Annotated in this window: 14 protein-coding genes; 9 read left to right on the forward strand and 5 right to left on the reverse strand. The window is 52.3% G+C overall.

The features are described 5' to 3' along the window. Positions 1–10: 10 nt before the first annotated feature. Together aceE and pdhR are read right to left on the reverse strand one after the other, a co-directional pair. Entirely contained in the window at positions 11–2,674 is a 2,664-nt protein-coding gene (gene aceE / locus FDW88_RS03040) for a pyruvate dehydrogenase (acetyl-transferring), homodimeric type (protein WP_096758282.1), read from the reverse strand. 163 nt (positions 2,675–2,837) lie between these two features. Then, the gene (gene pdhR / locus FDW88_RS03045; protein WP_096758283.1) at positions 2,838–3,602 is read right to left on the reverse strand and encodes a pyruvate dehydrogenase complex transcriptional repressor PdhR; all 765 of its coding nucleotides are present in this window, start codon (positions 3,600–3,602) and stop codon (positions 2,838–2,840) included. Between the two features lie 564 nt (positions 3,603–4,166). Between pdhR and aroP the strand changes: the two genes are divergently transcribed. The 3 genes from aroP to FDW88_RS03060 all read left to right on the forward strand — a co-directional run bounded on the left by aroP (position 4,167) and on the right by FDW88_RS03060 (position 8,027). Then, a complete protein-coding gene (gene aroP / locus FDW88_RS03050; protein ID WP_096758284.1) occupies positions 4,167–5,540 on the forward strand; it encodes an aromatic amino acid transporter AroP in 1,374 nt (457 codons plus the stop codon). Between the two features lie 130 nt (positions 5,541–5,670). After that, positions 5,671–7,077, forward strand: a complete 1,407-nt coding sequence (locus FDW88_RS03055; RefSeq protein ID WP_115259443.1) for a glycoside-pentoside-hexuronide (GPH):cation symporter — start codon at positions 5,671–5,673, stop codon at positions 7,075–7,077. Beyond that, positions 7,077–8,027 carry a family 43 glycosylhydrolase gene (locus FDW88_RS03060; RefSeq protein WP_115259444.1) on the forward strand — a complete coding sequence of 317 codons (951 nt, stop codon included), beginning with the start codon at positions 7,077–7,079 and terminating at the stop codon, positions 8,025–8,027. Before FDW88_RS03055 ends, FDW88_RS03060 begins: the two co-directional genes overlap by 1 nt. An 81-nt stretch (positions 8,028–8,108) precedes the next feature. On the opposite strand, the gene ampE is transcribed toward FDW88_RS03060, so the two are convergent. Together ampE and ampD are read right to left on the reverse strand one after the other, a co-directional pair. Then, positions 8,109–8,963, reverse strand: coding sequence for a beta-lactamase regulator AmpE (gene ampE, locus FDW88_RS03065; RefSeq protein WP_137362000.1), 855 nt, complete (start codon positions 8,961–8,963; stop codon positions 8,109–8,111). Next, positions 8,960–9,523, reverse strand: a complete 564-nt coding sequence (gene ampD / locus FDW88_RS03070; RefSeq protein ID WP_096758288.1) for a 1,6-anhydro-N-acetylmuramyl-L-alanine amidase AmpD — start codon at positions 9,521–9,523, stop codon at positions 8,960–8,962. The genes ampE and ampD overlap by 4 nt, the downstream gene beginning before the upstream one ends. Before the next feature lie 87 nt (positions 9,524–9,610). Here ampD and nadC point away from each other — a divergent pair, with 87 nt between their 5' ends. The 4 genes from nadC to hofC all read left to right on the forward strand — a co-directional run bounded on the left by nadC (position 9,611) and on the right by hofC (position 13,760). Further along, positions 9,611–10,504: a carboxylating nicotinate-nucleotide diphosphorylase gene (gene nadC, locus FDW88_RS03075; RefSeq protein ID WP_137362001.1), complete on the forward strand. Its 894-nt coding sequence runs from the start codon at positions 9,611–9,613 to the stop codon at positions 10,502–10,504. Positions 10,505–10,735: 231 nt separating this feature from the next. Further along, positions 10,736–11,173 (forward strand): prepilin peptidase-dependent pilin, encoded by a 438-nt coding sequence (gene ppdD, locus FDW88_RS03080; protein ID WP_115259446.1) that lies wholly within the window; start codon positions 10,736–10,738, stop codon positions 11,171–11,173. Between the two features lie 9 nt (positions 11,174–11,182). Further along, a complete protein-coding gene (gene gspE, locus FDW88_RS03085; protein WP_137362002.1) occupies positions 11,183–12,568 on the forward strand; it encodes a type II secretion system protein GspE in 1,386 nt (461 codons plus the stop codon). Beyond that, the gene (hofC, locus tag FDW88_RS03090) at positions 12,558–13,760 is read left to right on the forward strand and encodes a protein transport protein HofC (RefSeq protein ID WP_137362003.1); all 1,203 of its coding nucleotides are present in this window, start codon (positions 12,558–12,560) and stop codon (positions 13,758–13,760) included. The genes gspE and hofC overlap by 11 nt, the downstream gene beginning before the upstream one ends. Before the next feature lie 109 nt (positions 13,761–13,869). On the opposite strand, the gene FDW88_RS03095 is transcribed toward hofC, so the two are convergent. Next, positions 13,870–14,913 (reverse strand): GMP reductase, encoded by a 1,044-nt coding sequence (locus tag FDW88_RS03095; RefSeq protein ID WP_115259449.1) that lies wholly within the window; start codon positions 14,911–14,913, stop codon positions 13,870–13,872. Positions 14,914–15,138: 225 nt separating this feature from the next. On the opposite strand from FDW88_RS03095, the gene coaE reads away from it, so the two are divergent. Continuing rightward, positions 15,139–15,759: a dephospho-CoA kinase gene (coaE, locus tag FDW88_RS03100; protein ID WP_135912586.1), complete on the forward strand. Its 621-nt coding sequence runs from the start codon at positions 15,139–15,141 to the stop codon at positions 15,757–15,759. After that, positions 15,759–16,502 (forward strand): cell division protein ZapD, encoded by a 744-nt coding sequence (gene zapD / locus FDW88_RS03105; protein ID WP_115259451.1) that lies wholly within the window; start codon positions 15,759–15,761, stop codon positions 16,500–16,502. The genes coaE and zapD overlap by 1 nt, the downstream gene beginning before the upstream one ends. Positions 16,503–16,511 lie beyond the last annotated feature (9 nt).

The raw sequence follows: 16,511 nt of genomic DNA on the forward strand, positions 1-16,511 counted from the left end.
CTTTTACCTCTTACGCCAGACGCGGGTTAACTTTATCTGCATCGATATTGAATTTGGTGATAGCGTCAGCAACCACTTTCTTATCGATTTCGCCACGTTTAGCCAGTTCGCCCAGTGCCGCTACAACCACATAGGAAGCATCAACTTCGAAGTGGTGACGCAGGTTTTCACGGCTGTCAGAGCGACCGAAGCCGTCAGTACCCAGTACGCGATAATCATCAGCCGGTACATAAGTACGAACCTGTTCGGCAAACAGTTTCATATAGTCAGTAGATGCTACAGCCGGTGCGTCGTTCATCACCTGAGCGATGTACGGAACGCGCGGAGTTTCCAGCGGATGCAGCATGTTCCAGCGCTCACAATCCTGGCCATCACGCGCCAGTTCAGTGAAGGACGTGACGCTATACACGTCAGAACCTACGCCGTAGTCGTTCGCCAGGATCTGCGCTGCTTCACGGACGTGACGCAGGATAGAACCAGAGCCCAACAGCTGAACTTTACCTTTCTTACCTTCGAGGGTTTCGAGTTTGTAGATACCTTTACGGATACCTTCCTCAGCACCTTCCGGCATTGCCGGCATGTGGTAGTTTTCGTTCAGCGTGGTGATGTAGTAGTAAACGTTCTCTTGTTTCTCACCGTACATACGCTCCAGACCATCGTGCATGATGACCGCAACTTCGTACGCGTAAGACGGATCGTAAGAGATACAGTTCGGAATAGTCAGAGACTGAATATGGCTGTGACCATCTTCGTGCTGCAGACCTTCACCGTTCAGCGTCGTACGACCAGAAGTCCCGCCGATCAGGAAGCCGCGCGCCTGCTGGTCACCCGCCTGCCAGCACAGGTCACCGATACGCTGGAACCCGAACATGGAGTAGTAGATGTAGAACGGGATCATCGGCAGATCGTTGGTGCTGTAAGAGGTCGCAGCCGCCAGCCAGGATGCACCAGCACCCAGTTCGTTGATACCTTCCTGCAGGATCTGACCTTTTTCGTCTTCTTTGTAGTAAGCAACCTGCTCACGGTCCTGCGGGGTGTACTGCTGGCCGTTCGGGCTGTAGATACCAATCTGACGGAACAGACCTTCCATACCGAAAGTACGTGCTTCATCGGCGATGATCGGCACCAGACGATCTTTGATCGACTTGTTCTTCAGCATCACGTTCAGGGCACGAACGAAAGCGATAGTGGTGGAGATTTCTTTGTTCTGCTCTTCCAGCAGTGCACCGAAGTCTTCCAGCGCCGGCAGCTCCAGCTTCTCAGTGAAGTTAGGCTGACGAGCCGGCAGGTAGCCGTGCAGTTTCTGACGCTGAGCGTGCAGATAGGTATGCTCTTCAGAACCTTCCGGGAAGGTAATGTAAGACAGGTTTTCAACCTGCTCATCGGTAACTGGAACGTTGAAACGGTCGCGGATGTAACGCACGCCGTCCATGTTCATTTTCTTAACCTGGTGAGCGATGTTTTTACCTTCGGCGGTGTCACCCATGCCGTAACCTTTGATGGTATGGGCGAGGATTACAGTTGCTTTGCCTTTGGTTTCCTGCGCTTTTTTCAGTGCAGCGTAAACTTTCTTCGGATCGTGACCGCCACGGTTCAGCGCCCAAATCTGCTCGTCAGTCCAGTCAGCAACCAGTGCTGCGGTTTCCGGGTATTTACCGAAGAAGTGCTCACGAACATACGCGCCGTCTTTGGATTTGAAGGTCTGGTAGTCGCCGTCAACGGTTTCGTTCATCAGCTGGATCAGTTTACCGCTGGTGTCTTTACGCAGCAGCTCATCCCAACGACCGCCCCACATGACTTTGATAACGTTCCAGCCAGCACCTGCGAAGATGCCTTCCAGTTCGTTAACAATCTTGCCGTTACCGGTGACCGGGCCGTCAAGACGCTGCAGGTTACAGTTGATAACAAAGACCAGGTTGTCCAGTTTTTCACGGGTCGCGATGGTGATAGCGCCTTTAGATTCTGGCTCATCCATCTCGCCATCGCCCAGGAAGGCATAAACGGTCTGCTTAGAGGTATCTTTCAGGCCACGGTGTTCCAGATACTTCAGGAATTTAGCCTGGTAGATAGCACCGATTGGACCCAGACCCATGGATACGGTCGGGAACTGCCAGAATTCCGGCATCAGTTTCGGGTGCGGATAGGAAGACAGGCCTTTGCCATGAACTTCCTGACGGAAGTTGTTCATCTGCTCTTCAGTCAGACGACCTTCCAGGAATGCACGTGCATAGATGCCCGGAGAGATGTGGCCCTGGAAGTAAATCAGGTCGCCGCCATCCTGCTCGTTGCGTGCACGGAAGAAATGGTTGAAGCACACATCATATACCGTTGCGGAGGACTGGAAGGATGCCATGTGGCCACCCAGCTCGAGGTCCTTTTTAGACGCACGCAGTACGGTCATGATGGCGTTCCAGCGGATAGCAGAACGAATACGACGTTCCAGCTCCAGATTGCCCGGGTATTCCGGCTCATCTTCAACGGCAATAGTGTTTACATAATTGCTGGCCCCTGTACCTGCCGCTACTTTCACGCCGCCTTTGCGGGCTTCTGAAAGCAGTTGGTCGATCAGATACTGAGCACGCTCAACACCTTCTTCACGGATGACCGATTCGATCGCCTGTAGCCAGTCGCGAGTTTCGATCGGATCCACGTCATTTGGGAAACGTTCTGACATGGGGGTATTCCTTATCTATCTAATACGTTGAGTTATCTGGAACCTGTCCCATTACGTTCTCGCCAGAGAGCGTAATAAGACAGGTTCTGCGTTTAGTTGCCGCGCACTTTAAATGGCGCTTGATTTACAACATCTTCTGGTTAACTTGCTGCCAGAAAAATCACTAATTCTTTCGTTGCTCCAGGCGGCGTAAGGCGCGTTCACGACGGCTTTCCTCACGGCTTCTGTCCAGGAGAATTTCTTCGATAAACGCCAGGTGACGGTGGGACGCTTCACGCGCCTCTTCCGGCTTCCCGGCGATAATCGCTTCAAAAATACGCGTACGGTGACTGCTTACCAACGGCAGCATATCCCGACGCGAATACAGCAATTCAAAGTTTTGACGAACGTTCTGGGCCAGCATCGGCTCCATACAACGGAGCAAATGGAGCAGTACCACATTGTGCGCAGCTTCGGTGACAGCAATTTGATACTGGAGAACGGCATCAGATTCGCCGTCAAGATCGCCGGACTGTTGAGCAAGCTCGATCGCATGGTGGAGTTCACGGATACGCGTTTTATCTTCATCCGTGCTGCGTAGTGCGGCGTAATAAGCAGCAATACCTTCCAGCGCATGGCGCGTCTCAAGCAGGTCAAACTGGGATTCAGGATGGTCGGAGAGCAACTCTACCAGTGGATCGCTAAAGCTCTGCCACAGGCTGCTCTGAACAAAAGTGCCACCGCCCTGACGACGAAGCAGCAAACCCTTCGCTTCGAGACGTTGGATCGCCTCGCGCAAGGAGGGACGGGAGACGTCGAACTGTTTTGCCAGTTCACGTTCCGGTGGGAGTTTTTCTCCGGGGCGAAGTGTCCCCTCAAGAATTAAAAACTCCAGCTGCTGCTCAATCACATCGGAGAGTTTTGGTTGGCGGATTTTGCTGTAGGCCATGATTTCCTGTCTTAAGCCATTTGCCCGGAGTCAATTGGTCTTACCAATTTCATGTTCTTGACGCTAAAGTAACAAAGTATTCACCTTCTGTCCATACAGGTTTTGATTGAAATCAGTAAAGGAGGCATATTTTAACAACATTACAGAAATAACGTTTCAAACATGTAACTATGCACAAATGTTAAATTTACCCACCACGAGGTAGTTTTAACGTAATTGAAACGAAAAATTATCCCATCTGAACCGATTCACCTGCTTAAATATCGATTTAAAAAGCAAAATTAACGAATAAAAATTCAAAATGGAAATTTTGTGGTAGATAAACTCGCGCTTACAAATGGTTTCTTTTTATTCAACTCGTCATCCTCCCTTCATAAAGCAGGTGCATTCGCGCTCGCATAACATTATTCTGATCAAGACAAAAGTATTTAGGCAACATTTTACTAAGCATCTCCGTAAACAAATTAATACAACAAACGGAATTGCAAACTTACACACGCGTCACTGCGTGGTTCAAAATATAAGTACTCGAAAGATGAAGAGTAAAACCACACACGAGGTTTCATGATGGAAAGTCAACAGCATGGCGATCAGCTAAAGCGCGGTCTTAAAAACCGCCATATACAGCTTATCGCGCTGGGTGGCGCGATAGGCACCGGGTTATTCCTCGGTAGCGCGTCCGTTATCCAGTCTGCAGGGCCAGGGATTATCCTGGGTTACGCTATCGCCGGTTTTATCGCCTTTTTAATTATGCGCCAGCTAGGTGAAATGGTGGTTGAAGAGCCGGTAGCCGGTTCCTTCAGCCACTTTGCCTATAAGTACTGGGGCGGTTTCGCTGGATTCTCCTCCGGCTGGAACTACTGGGTGCTGTACGTTCTGGTTGCCATGGCTGAGCTGACTGCCGTCGGAAAATACATCCAGTTCTGGTACCCGGAGATCCCTACCTGGGCCTCTGCCGCCGTCTTTTTCGTGGTAATCAACGCTATCAACCTGACCAACGTAAAAGTATTCGGTGAGATGGAGTTCTGGTTTGCCATTATTAAGGTTATTGCGGTCGTGGCGATGATCCTGTTCGGTGGCTGGCTGCTATTTAGCGGCAACGGTGGCCCGCAGGCCAGCGTCAGCAACCTGTGGGATCAAGGTGGCTTCCTGCCACATGGCTTCACCGGTCTGGTGATGATGATGGCCATTATCATGTTCTCCTTCGGCGGGCTGGAGCTGGTCGGAATCACTGCGGCAGAAGCGGATAACCCGGAGCAAAGCATTCCGAAAGCGACCAACCAGGTTATTTACCGTATCCTGATCTTCTATGTAGGTTCACTGGCCGTCCTGCTCTCCCTGATGCCGTGGACGCGCGTAACGGCAGATACCAGCCCATTTGTCCTTATCTTCCACGAACTGGGCGACACGTTTGTGGCTAACGCACTGAACGTCGTGGTGCTGACCGCCGCCCTGTCTGTCTATAACAGCTGTGTGTATTGCAACAGTCGTATGCTGTTCGGTCTGGCTCAACAGGGCAACGCGCCAAAAGCGCTGATGAACGTGGATAAACGTGGCGTTCCGGTGAATACCATCCTCGTCTCCGCGCTGGTCACCGCCCTGTGCGTCCTGATCAACTACCTGGCACCGGAATCTGCCTTTGGCTTACTGATGGCACTGGTGGTCTCTGCGCTGGTGATCAACTGGGCGATGATCAGCCTTGCACACATCAAGTTCCGCAAAGCGAAACAACAGCAGGGCGTCGCCAGTCGCTTTCCGGCGCTGTTCTATCCGCTGGGTAACTGGGTTTGCCTGATTTTCATGGCGGCAGTGCTGGTGATTATGCTGATGACGCCGGGCATGGCAATCTCCGTTTACCTGATCCCGGTGTGGATTGCTATTCTTGGCGTCGGTTATCTGTGTAAGCAGAAAACAGCCAGAGCGGTTAAAGCACATTAATTCCCCCCCCCCCGCCTCACACTTTCCCACAGACGACTATTTCATCCATATCAGCGGCGCTATCCTGCAACGCAAAAACACGCTCACCAGACAATAATTCTCTCCATATCTTATTTATGGAGCGCAGTTGATGGAAACCAGTAAACTGTCGGTGAAAGAAAAAATCGGCTATGGTATGGGCGATGCCGGATGCAACATCATATTTGGCGCTATCATGCTGTTTGTTAACTATTTTTATACTGACATATTTGGCCTCGCCCCTGCATTGGTCGGCGTTTTATTACTCTCAGTTCGCGTTATTGATGCCGTAACTGACCCTATAATGGGCGCAATGGCCGATCGCACACGCAGTAAATATGGTCGGTTTCGTCCATGGCTTTTATGGATGGCTTTCCCCTACGCATTATTCAGCGTACTGATGTTTACCACCCCAGAGTGGACGTACAACAGCAAAGTTATCTATGCGTTTGTCACTTACTTCCTGCTGTCTATCACCTACACGGCGATCAATATTCCCTACTGCTCACTCGGCAGCGTCATCACCAACGACCCGAAAGAGCGTGTCGCCTGCCAATCTTATCGCTTTGTGCTGGTGGGCATTGCCACTCTGCTACTTTCTCTCACTTTGCTGCCGATGGCTGACTGGTTCGGTGGAGAAGACAAAGCGAAGGGCTATCAGATGGCGATGGCCGTGCTGGCCTTTATTGGCATGTGCATGTTCCTGTTTTGCTTTGCGACAGTACGCGAGCGCGTGCGTCCTGCCGTCCAGACCAACGACGATTTAAAAGCCGATCTGAAAGATGTCTGGAAGAACGATCAGTGGGTAAAAATCCTGTTGTTAACCCTGTGCAACGTCTGCCCGGGCTTTATTCGCATGGCTGCCACCATGTACTACGTCACCTGGGTTATGCAACAAAGCACGCACTTTGCCACCTTGTTTATTAGCCTCGGCGTTGTCGGCATGATGATCGGCAGTATCCTGGCGAAGGTGTTAACCGACCGCTGGTGCAAGCTGAAAGTGTTCTTCTGGACCAATATCGTACTAGCGATTTTCTCTGGCGCGTTTTACTTCTTCGATCCAAAAGCTACCGTGATGATTATGGTGCTCTACTTCCTGCTCAACATCCTGCATCAGATCCCTTCACCGCTGCACTGGTCGTTGATGGCCGATGTCGATGACTACGGCGAGTGGAAGACCGGAAAACGCATCACCGGTATCAGCTTCTCCGGCAACCTGTTCTTCCTGAAACTGGGTCTGGCGATTGCCGGGGCGATGGTCGGATTCCTGCTCTCCTGGTACGGTTACGACGCAGGTGCTAAAGCACAAAGCGAGTCCGCCATTAACGGTATCATGCTGCTGTTCACCCTTATTCCGGGCGTGGGCTATCTGATTACTGCTGGCGTAGTTCGTCTGCTGAAAGTTGACCGCGAGTTTATGCAGCAAATCCAGTCAGATCTGGAAAAGCGTCGCGCCAACTACCGTGAATTGAATGAGTATCACGACATTAAATCTCCTGAAAATGCAAGGAAAGCCTGATGAATCAGTGGCCTAACCCCTTTATCGAACAGCGTGCCGATCCGTTTATTCTCCGTGACGGCAGCCACTATTATTTCATTGCTTCGGTACCGGAATACGATCGTCTGGAGATCCGGCGGGCTGACTCCCTGGAAGGACTACGCACCGCCGCTGCGGTGGTTGTCTGGCGCAAACCAGACAGCGGCCCGATGAGCGAACTGATCTGGGCACCGGAGATCCATCATATTGCTGGCAAGTGGTACATCTATTTTGCCGCTACGCACACTCAGGCACTCGACAAGCTGGGAATGTTCCAGCACCGCATGTTCGCCCTCGAGTGTGCAGATGCCGACCCGCTAACCGGCACCTGGACAGAGAAAGGCCAGATTAAAACGCAGTTTGATACCTTCGCCCTGGACGCCACCACTTTTAACCACCAGGGAAAGCAGTGGTATCTGTGGGCGCAAAAATCCCCCGATATTGCCGGGAATTCCAATATTTATCTCGCGGAGCTGGAAAATCCGTGGACGATTAAAGGCGAGCCGGTAATGCTCAGTCATCCAGAGTACGACTGGGAGTGCCGTGGCTTTTGGGTCAACGAAGGCCCTGCCGTGATGGTGCACGGCGACAAACTGTTCATCAGCTATTCCGCCAGCGCCACCGACGAAAACTACTGCATGGGGTTACTGTGGATTGATCTCAGTGCCGATCCACTGAACCCGGATAACTGGCACAAATCTCCGCGTCCTGTCTTTACCACCAGCTACGAGAATCGTCAGTTCGGACCGGGACATAATAGCTTTACGCAAACGCCGGAAGGGGAAGATGTGCTGGTGTACCATGCGAGGAACTACACCGAGATTGAGGGCGACCCGCTATACGATCCCAACCGCCATACACGTTTGAAACTCGTACGCTGGGACGAAAACGGCATGCCGGATTTTGGCATCCCGCCTGCTGATACATTCTAAAACCATTGCCCGGTGGCGCTGCGCTTACCGGGCCTACATATGGTGTAGGCCGGATAAGCGTTAGCGCCATCCGGCATAACGCTATACTAATGTCCCATAAATGGTCAGTAACGCAATAATCACCACCACCACAAACGATGTCTTTTTCGCCAGCGCCACGGCGGCTTTTGGCGTTTCGACTTTATCGGTGTGCGGTTCGCGCGCCAGCGAGAACTGCGCCAGACGTGTTAACACCTGATACTGCGAAGTATGCAAATCCGCCAGAGAAGCAAACCACGCAGGCAGCGCCTTCTCACCATGCCCCAACAGCGCATAAACCACACCCGCCAACCGCACGGGGATCCAGTCCAGCACATGCAGGATCGCATCAATTCCCGACTGCAAACGCTGATGCGGGGTCTGATAGCGTGCCAACCAGGACTGCCATGCACGTAAAAAGGCATAACCGACCAGCGTCACCGGTCCCCACGCACCGCCGACAATCAGCCAGAATAGCGGTGCCAGATAAAAGCGAAAGTTATTCCACAACAGCGCATTTTGCAGCTCGCGCAAATACTCCCGCTCATTGCACTCCGGCGGGACGCCATGGATAAGCGTTAACTCGCTGGCCATCGCCTCACGAGCGTGGGCATCATTGCGCGACGCCGCATTCAGGTACGCATGATAATGCAGGCGTATCTTGCCCGCACCAATGCACAGCACGCCAATTAAGATCCACACCACCAGCAGCGGAACGTTAAACAGCAGCCCGTACAGCGCACGCAGCAGCAGGAATGTCACCCCCATCGCTATCATTGTCATGCCAAGGGTTCGGGCCATAGAAAAATGCTTAATCCGGCGAAAAAAGGCTTCCGTTCGGTGATCGAGCTGCCAGTGTTCACCCAGCTTAAACAAGCGCTCAACGATCAGCACCAGTAATGTTGTAAACAGCGTCATGTCATCTCCTTGTGTGACGAGGGGGTGACCAGAGCGCGAAACCTTTCCCAGTCAAAAGACGCGCCAGGATCGGTCTTACGCTCGGGCGCAATATTGCAATGCCCGGTTATGTTATTGGCAATCGCCGGATAACGCTGAATCAGGACATGCGTTACAGCCGCCAACTGCTGGTACTGCGCATCGGTATAGGCCAGCGTATCCGTCCCTTCCAGCTCAATACCGATCGAAAAATCATTACAACGCTCACGTCCCTGATAGTTCGACACGCCCGCATGCCAGGCACGTTTATCAAAAGGGACATACTGGACGATTTCACCATCGCGGCGAATCAGACAATGGGCCGAAACGCGCAAATGGGCGATTTCAGCAAAAAAAGGATGGGCGTTAGGATCAATTGTTCCCGTGAATAACGCGTCGATCCACGGACCACCAAATTCACCCGGCGGCAGGCTGATATTATGTACCACCAGCAAAGAAGGGTTTTCGTCATCCGGGCGGCAATCATAATGAGGAGAAGGAACGCGTCGCGCCTCCGCCAGCCAACCCTTATCTAACAACATGCAGAATCTCCTTATTGGTGGTGCTCATATCGGGTTCAGGGTAGCATGTTTCTCTCTTATGATTCGTTAGCTATTTGGAGTTTTATCATGCCGCCTCGCCGCTATAACCCTGACTCCCGACGTGACGCGCTGTTGGAACGTATCAACCTGGATATCCCTGCAGCTGTCGCTCAGGCGCTGCGTGAAGATTTAGGCGGCGACGTTGATGCCAGGAACGATATCACTGCACAACTTTTGCCAGAGGATATGCGCTCCAACGCTACCGTGATTACCCGCGAAGAGGGCGTTTTTTGTGGAAAACGTTGGGTGGAAGAGGTCTTTATTCAACTTGCTGGCGATGATGTAAAAATCAGCTGGCACGTTGAAGATGGCGACAGCATTAAAGCGAATCAGCCATTGTTTGAACTGGACGGCCCCTCCCGCGTATTGCTGACCGGCGAACGCACTGCCCTTAACTTTGTGCAGACGTTGTCCGGCGTCGCCAGTGAAGTACGCCGCTACGTCGACCTGCTGACAGGGACAAAGACGCAGCTGCTGGATACGCGTAAAACTCTGCCGGGGCTACGTACCGCGCTAAAATATGCCGTGCTGTGCGGCGGTGGCGCGAATCACCGTCTGGGACTTTCTGACGCTTTCCTGATTAAAGAAAATCACATTATTGCCTCTGGCTCGGTGCGTCAGGCCGTAGAGAAAGCCTTCTGGCTGCATCCGGACGTTCCTGTTGAAGTGGAAGTGGAAAGTCTGGATGAACTGGACGACGCGCTGAAAGCCGGGGCGGACATCATCATGCTCGACAATTTCGAGACCGACCAAATGCGCGAAGCGGTAAAACGGACCAACGGCCAGGCGCGTCTGGAGGTTTCAGGAAACGTCACCTATGAAACGCTGCGTGAATTTGCCGAAACCGGCGTGGATTTCATCTCCGTCGGTGCTCTGACCAAGCATGTGCGCGCGCTCGATCTCTCCATGCGTTTTCGTTAATTGCTCATGGTAATGCCCGATGGCGCTTCGCTTATCGGGCCTACAACCCCAGCCGGATAAAGCATTTACGCTGCCATCCGGCAGTTTCTTCGCATTCCCTCGCAAATACGTTGTCTGCTTGTGTAATTTCGTAAAAACCCTCTGAACCTGCCTTCCCATTCTATTTTTTGCCCCTCGCCTAAGTACCTTCCGGTTTGCCACAGTAGCGTCAGCTAACTCAAGGAGCGAACTATGGACAAGCAACGAGGCTTCACGCTTATCGAACTGATGGTGGTCATTGGCATCATTGCCATTCTCAGCGCCATCGGTATTCCGGCTTATCAGAACTATCTACGTAAGGCGGCACTGACCGACATGCTGCAAACCTTTGTCCCCTATCGCACTGCTGTCGAGCTCTGCGCGCTGGAGCATGGTGGTACGGATACCTGTGATGCCGGGGCCAATGGTATTCCCTCTCCTGCCACCACGCGCTATGTCTCCGGCATGAGCGTCGAAAAAGGCGTCGTCAGCCTCACCGGGCAGGAAAGCCTCAACGGTCTGAGCGTCACCCTGACGCCCAACTGGGACAATGCCAACGGTATTACCGGCTGGAGCCGTAATTGCAACATCCAAAATGACGGTGCTTTGCAGCAGGCCTGTGAAGACGTTTTCCGTTTTGATGCCAACTAAGGAACAACGATGAATACCACGCAACTGACGGCACTATGCCAACGCTATCAAGGAATATTACTGGATGCAGACAATGACGTGGTTCACATCGCCGTCGTGGATGCGCCTTCCCACGAACTGCTGGATGCACTGCATTTTGCCACGACCAGACGCATCGACATCGTGTGCTGGACGCGCCAGCAAATGGAAGGTCATGCGCACAAACCGCGGCAAATGCTGCCAGCGGTCATCCCTGAAAGCAGCGCGACAGCAGCAGAATTACTCACACAGACGCTACAATCCGCGCTGGTAAAACGGGCATCTGATATTCACATTGAGCCCGCACAACATCACTATCGGATACGGCTACGCGTAGATGGCGTGCTGCACACGTTACCGGAGGTGTTGACGGAGAGGGGTATTGCGCTTACCGCAAGGTTAAAAGTGCTGGCCAGTCTGGACATTGCCGAGCACCGACTACCGCAGGATGGGCAATTTACCGTTGAGATTTCAGGTGCCCCCATCTCATTTCGCATTGCGACACTCCCCTGTCGCTACGGAGAAAAAGTGGTGTTACGCCTGCTGCATCAGGTTGAGCAGGCGTTGGAAATTAACGCGCTGGGTATGCAGGACGCGCAGATGGTCGCCTTTGCGCAAGCCTTACAGCAGCCTCAAGGGTTGATTCTGGTCACCGGTCCGACCGGAAGTGGCAAAACGGTCACGCTTTACAGCGCGCTACAAACCCGAAATACCCCGGAGGTGAATCTGTGTAGTGTAGAAGATCCGGTAGAGATCCCGATTGACGGGGTAAACCAGACGCAAATTCACCCGCGCGCAGGCCTGACGTTTCAGGGTGTATTACGTGCACTGCTGCGCCAGGATCCCGACATTATTATGGTGGGTGAAATCCGCGACGGTGAAACAGCAGAGATCGCCCTTAAAGCCGCGCAAACCGGTCATCTTGTTCTTTCAACGCTGCATACTAACTCCACCAGTGAAACACTGGTACGCCTGCAGCAAATGGGCGTCGCCCGATGGATGATCGCCTCCGCGCTGACGCTGGTTATCGCCCAGCGATTAGTCAGAAAACTGTGCCCCCATTGTCGGCAGCGCCTTGATGTCCCGGTCACGCTGCCAGCATCGCTCTGGCCCACGCCGCTTCCGCGCTGGCAGGCTCCAGGCTGCGAACACTGCTATCAGGGATTTTATGGCCGCACGGCGCTGTTTGAAGTTCTGCCCATCACACCCACAGTACGCCAGCTCATCGCTAACGGTACCACTGCTGACATAGTGGAATCCGGCGCCCATCAGGCGGGAATGAATTCACTTTTCGAGAACGGATGTCAGGCGGTTGAAAGAGGGTTAACGACGTTTGAAGAGCTCATCCGTGTACTGGGCATGCCCCATGCCCGTTAAGCAACTCTGGCGATGGCAAGGCATAAACGCTCAGGGTCAGCCAGCAGAAGGTGCGCTATGGTCGGACGATCGCCCCTCGCTGGTCTATGCGCTGCAACAACTGCACATTACGCCAATTCGTATTAAGAGTATGCGTGTTAAAACCTCGCACTGGCGTAGAGAACAAAGCACGGAAGTCATACACCAGTTAGCCACATTACTGAAAGCAGGGTTGACGCTTTGCGACGGATTAACACTGCTTGCCGACCAGCATCCCAGCAATCAGTGGCAGGCACTACTGCGCTCGCTGGCTTACGACATGGAACAAGGTATGTCACTGTCCGCCTCGCTGTCGCGTTGGCAACACGTTTTTCCGCCACTTTACCAGGCGATGATTCGCACCGGAGAGCTTACCGGCAAACTGGACGTCTGCTGTTTTGAACTGGCCCGCCAGCAGACACAACAGCAGCAGCTGACCGATAAAGTTAAAAAAGCACTGCGTTACCCAGTCATCATTCTCACCATGGCGGTGATGGTCGTCATCGCGATGCTGCACTTTGTACTACCTGAATTTGCCGCCATCTATCGTACGTTCAACACCCCGCTACCGGCGTTAACGCAGGGGATTATGACCCTTGCCCATTACAGCAGTCGATGGGGATGGATGATCGGATTACTCGGCCTGGTGCTGGGGGTGACATATAGCCTGATACAGCAAAAACCGTCCTGGCTTATTCTGCGTCAGCGTTTTTTGCTGCGCTGTCCGGTTATGGGACCGCTGGTCAGGGGCCAAAAACTCACGCAGATCTTCACCGTTCTGGCGTTGACGCAAAACGCGGGAATTCCCTTTCTACAAGGTCTGGAGAGCGTAGTGGAAACCCTCGCCTGCCCTTTCTGGTCACAACGATTAGCGCAGGTACACCGAGACATCAGTGCCGGAAAATCGGTCTGGCAAGGGCTGAAAAATGCAGGAGAATTTAGTCCACTGTGTTTACAGCTGGTGAGAACCGGTGAAGCTTCCGGCTCGCTGGATGCGATGTTGCATAATTTGGCCCGGCATCATAGCGAAAACACAATGTCTCAGGCCGAGAATCTGGCTGCGCTGCTTGAGCCTGCATTGCTTGTGATTACGGGATTAATTATCGGCACGCTGGTAGTGGCGATGTATTTACCGATTTTTCATCTGGGAGATGCGATGAGCGGAATGGGGTAAATTCAGATGCTGGATGGCGGCGTAAACGCCTTATCCGGCCTACGAAAATCATGAACGTAGGCCTGATAAGCTGAGCGCCATCAGGCATTTTACAGCGTGCTATTTGTTCTTACAGGCTATTGAAAATACGGTTTTCTTGTTCCTGCACACGAATAAAGGTTGTACGTTTGGTCAACTCTTTCAGACGAGACGCACCGACGTAAGTGCAGGCAGAACGCAGACCGCCGAGGATATCACGGGCGGTATTCTCAACCGGACCTCGCAGTGGCAGCTTAACGGTTTTACCTTCTGCTGCACGGTACTGGGCAACACCACCCACGTGACGCGTCATGGCGGACTCAGAGCTCATACCGTAGAACAGCATAAATTTCTCACCGTTCTCTTCCACCACTTTACCGCCGCTTTCTTCGTGACCGGCCAGCATACCACCCAGCATGACGAAGTCTGCACCGCCGCCAAACGCTTTTGCCACGTCACCCGGCATCGTGCAACCGCCATCGCTGACAATCATACCGCCCAGACCGTGTGCAGCATCCGCACATTCGATAACCGCTGACAGCTGAGGATAGCCCACGCCGGTTTTTACTCGTGTGGTACAAACAGAACCTGGACCAATGCCGACTTTGACGATATCCGCGCCAGAAAGCACCAGCTCTTCACACATTTCACCGGTCACCACATTACCGGCACAGATTGTTTTCGTCGGCCATGCTTCGCGTGCTTTCGACACAAACTGAACGAAATGCTCTGAGTAGCCATTTGCCACATCAATGCAAATGAAGTTCAGCGCAGGATTCAGCGCCAGAATTTGTTTGGTTTTTTCGAAATCGGTGTCAGATGTCCCAGTCGAAACCATCACGTGTTTGATGACATCAGCAGATGCATTCGCAACGAAAGCAGACCAGTCTTCTACGGAATAGTGTTTATGTACAGCAGTCAGAATGTCGAAAGAGGCAAGCGCGGTTGCCATGGCAAACGTTCCGACAGTGTCCATATTTGCGGCGATGATTGGCACGCCGGACCATTTCTGACCTGAATGTTTAAAGGTAAATTGACGTTCCAGCTCAACATCGGAACGGCTTTTGAGAGTAGAACGCTTAGGGCGGATAAGAACGTCTTTGAAACCTAACTTCAGATCTTCTTCGATACGCATGTGCGGATTCCTGGGGTTAATGGCGAAAAATCGAAACTCACAACTCCAGTGACGCTATCATACGCACTAATCAATACCGCGCAAGACTGCGAAATTCTCTTTTTTTACGCTACAATCCCATAAATTTACCTGGCGCAGAGTAGGTCAATCCTGCAGCAGCCTCGCCTTCGCATGCTTAACTTTTAACTGTTTGATAATCAAACTTAAACTCCAGGATCCGGATCTATGAGGTATACGGTAGCCTTAACTGGCGGTATTGGCAGTGGTAAAAGTACCGTTGCCAATGCGTTCGCTGACCTCGGAATAAACGTGATTGACGCCGATATTATTGCGCGTCAAGTTGTTGAGCCTGGTACGCCTGCCCTTAACGCGATTGCTGAACATTTTGGCAGTGAACTCATCGCCGCAGATGGCACGTTGCAACGGCGAATTTTACGCGAACGTATTTTTTCCGATCCTGATGAAAAATCCTGGCTGAACGCCCTGCTCCATCCACTGATTCAACAGGAAACTCAGCGCCAGTTTCAGCAAGCGACATCTCCTTATCTGTTATGGGTTGTCCCCCTGCTGGTTGAAAACTCACTGTACAAAAAGGCCAATCGCGTACTCGTGGTGGATGTTACTCCCGAGACCCAGCTCAGACGAACCATGCAGCGTGATGATGTGACACGCGAACATGTTGAACAAATTTTGGCAGCCCAGGCAACACGTGAAGCTCGTCTTGCCGTGGCTGACGATGTTATTGATAATAATGGCGCACCGGATGCCATCACCTCGGATGTCGCCCGCCTGCACGCGCGCTATTTGCACTGCGCGTCGCAGTTTGTCTCACAGGAAAAACCGTAATGCACACCCAGGTCCTTTTTGAACACCCTCTCAATGAGAAGATGCGTACATGGCTGCGCATTGAGTTTCTGACTCAGCAACTCTCCGTTAACTTACCCATTGCCGATTATGCAGGCGCACTGCATTTTTTTAGAAATATTGGGGATTTATTGGATGTATTTGAACGCGGCGAAGTCCGTACCGAACTCCTCAAGGAACTGGAACGACAACAGCGTAAACTTCAGGCCTGGGTTGAAGTTCCCGGCGTCGATCAAAGCAGAATAGATGCCCTGCGCCAGCAGTTAAAAAGCGCAGGCAGCGTTTTAATTTCAGCACCGCGTATTGGACAAACACTACGTGAAGATCGCCTGATTGGTCTTGTACGCCAGCGTTTAAGTATTCCTGGTGGATGCTGCAGTTTTGATTTGCCAACTCTGCATATCTGGCTGCATCTGCCTCAGTCGCAGCGAGATGTGCAGGTTGAAAACTGGCTTGCCAGCCTGAATCCACTGACTCAGGCGCTGACGCTGGTTCTGGATCTAATCCGTAATTCGGCACCGTTCCGTAAACAAACTAGCCTGAACGGTTTTTACCAGGATAACGGTGACGATGCGGATTTGCTACGTTTGCATCTGCCGCTTGATTCACAGCTCTACCCGCAGATATCCGGTCATAAAAGCCGTTTTGCCATTCGTTTTATGCCGCTGGATAGCGAAAATGGCCAGGTACCAGAACGCCTCGATTTTGACCTGGCGTGCTGTTAAGGAGTAAAC

This window comes from Citrobacter sp. wls829, assembly GCF_005280825.1.
Taxonomy (GTDB): Bacteria; Pseudomonadota; Gammaproteobacteria; order Enterobacterales; family Enterobacteriaceae; genus Citrobacter; species Citrobacter gillenii.

What these genes read in the sequence shown, in the direction of transcription:
- aceE (WP_096758282.1), bottom strand. Translation starts at nt 2,674, where the DNA reads ATGTCAGAACGTTTCCCAAATGACGTGGATCCGATCGAAACTCGCGAC.
- pdhR (WP_096758283.1), bottom strand. Translation starts at nt 3,602, where the DNA reads ATGGCCTACAGCAAAATCCGCCAACCAAAACTCTCCGATGTGATTGAG.
- aroP (WP_096758284.1), top strand. Translation starts at nt 4,167, where the DNA reads ATGATGGAAAGTCAACAGCATGGCGATCAGCTAAAGCGCGGTCTTAAA.
- FDW88_RS03055 (WP_115259443.1), top strand. Translation starts at nt 5,671, where the DNA reads ATGGAAACCAGTAAACTGTCGGTGAAAGAAAAAATCGGCTATGGTATG.
- FDW88_RS03060 (WP_115259444.1), top strand. Translation starts at nt 7,077, where the DNA reads ATGAATCAGTGGCCTAACCCCTTTATCGAACAGCGTGCCGATCCGTTT.
- ampE (WP_137362000.1), bottom strand. Translation starts at nt 8,963, where the DNA reads ATGACGCTGTTTACAACATTACTGGTGCTGATCGTTGAGCGCTTGTTT.
- ampD (WP_096758288.1), bottom strand. Translation starts at nt 9,523, where the DNA reads ATGTTGTTAGATAAGGGTTGGCTGGCGGAGGCGCGACGCGTTCCTTCT.
- nadC (WP_137362001.1), top strand. Translation starts at nt 9,611, where the DNA reads ATGCCGCCTCGCCGCTATAACCCTGACTCCCGACGTGACGCGCTGTTG.
- ppdD (WP_115259446.1), top strand. Translation starts at nt 10,736, where the DNA reads ATGGACAAGCAACGAGGCTTCACGCTTATCGAACTGATGGTGGTCATT.
- gspE (WP_137362002.1), top strand. Translation starts at nt 11,183, where the DNA reads ATGAATACCACGCAACTGACGGCACTATGCCAACGCTATCAAGGAATA.
- hofC (WP_137362003.1), top strand. Translation starts at nt 12,558, where the DNA reads ATGCCCGTTAAGCAACTCTGGCGATGGCAAGGCATAAACGCTCAGGGT.
- FDW88_RS03095 (WP_115259449.1), bottom strand. Translation starts at nt 14,913, where the DNA reads ATGCGTATCGAAGAAGATCTGAAGTTAGGTTTCAAAGACGTTCTTATC.
- coaE (WP_135912586.1), top strand. Translation starts at nt 15,139, where the DNA reads ATGAGGTATACGGTAGCCTTAACTGGCGGTATTGGCAGTGGTAAAAGT.
- zapD (WP_115259451.1), top strand. Translation starts at nt 15,759, where the DNA reads ATGCACACCCAGGTCCTTTTTGAACACCCTCTCAATGAGAAGATGCGT.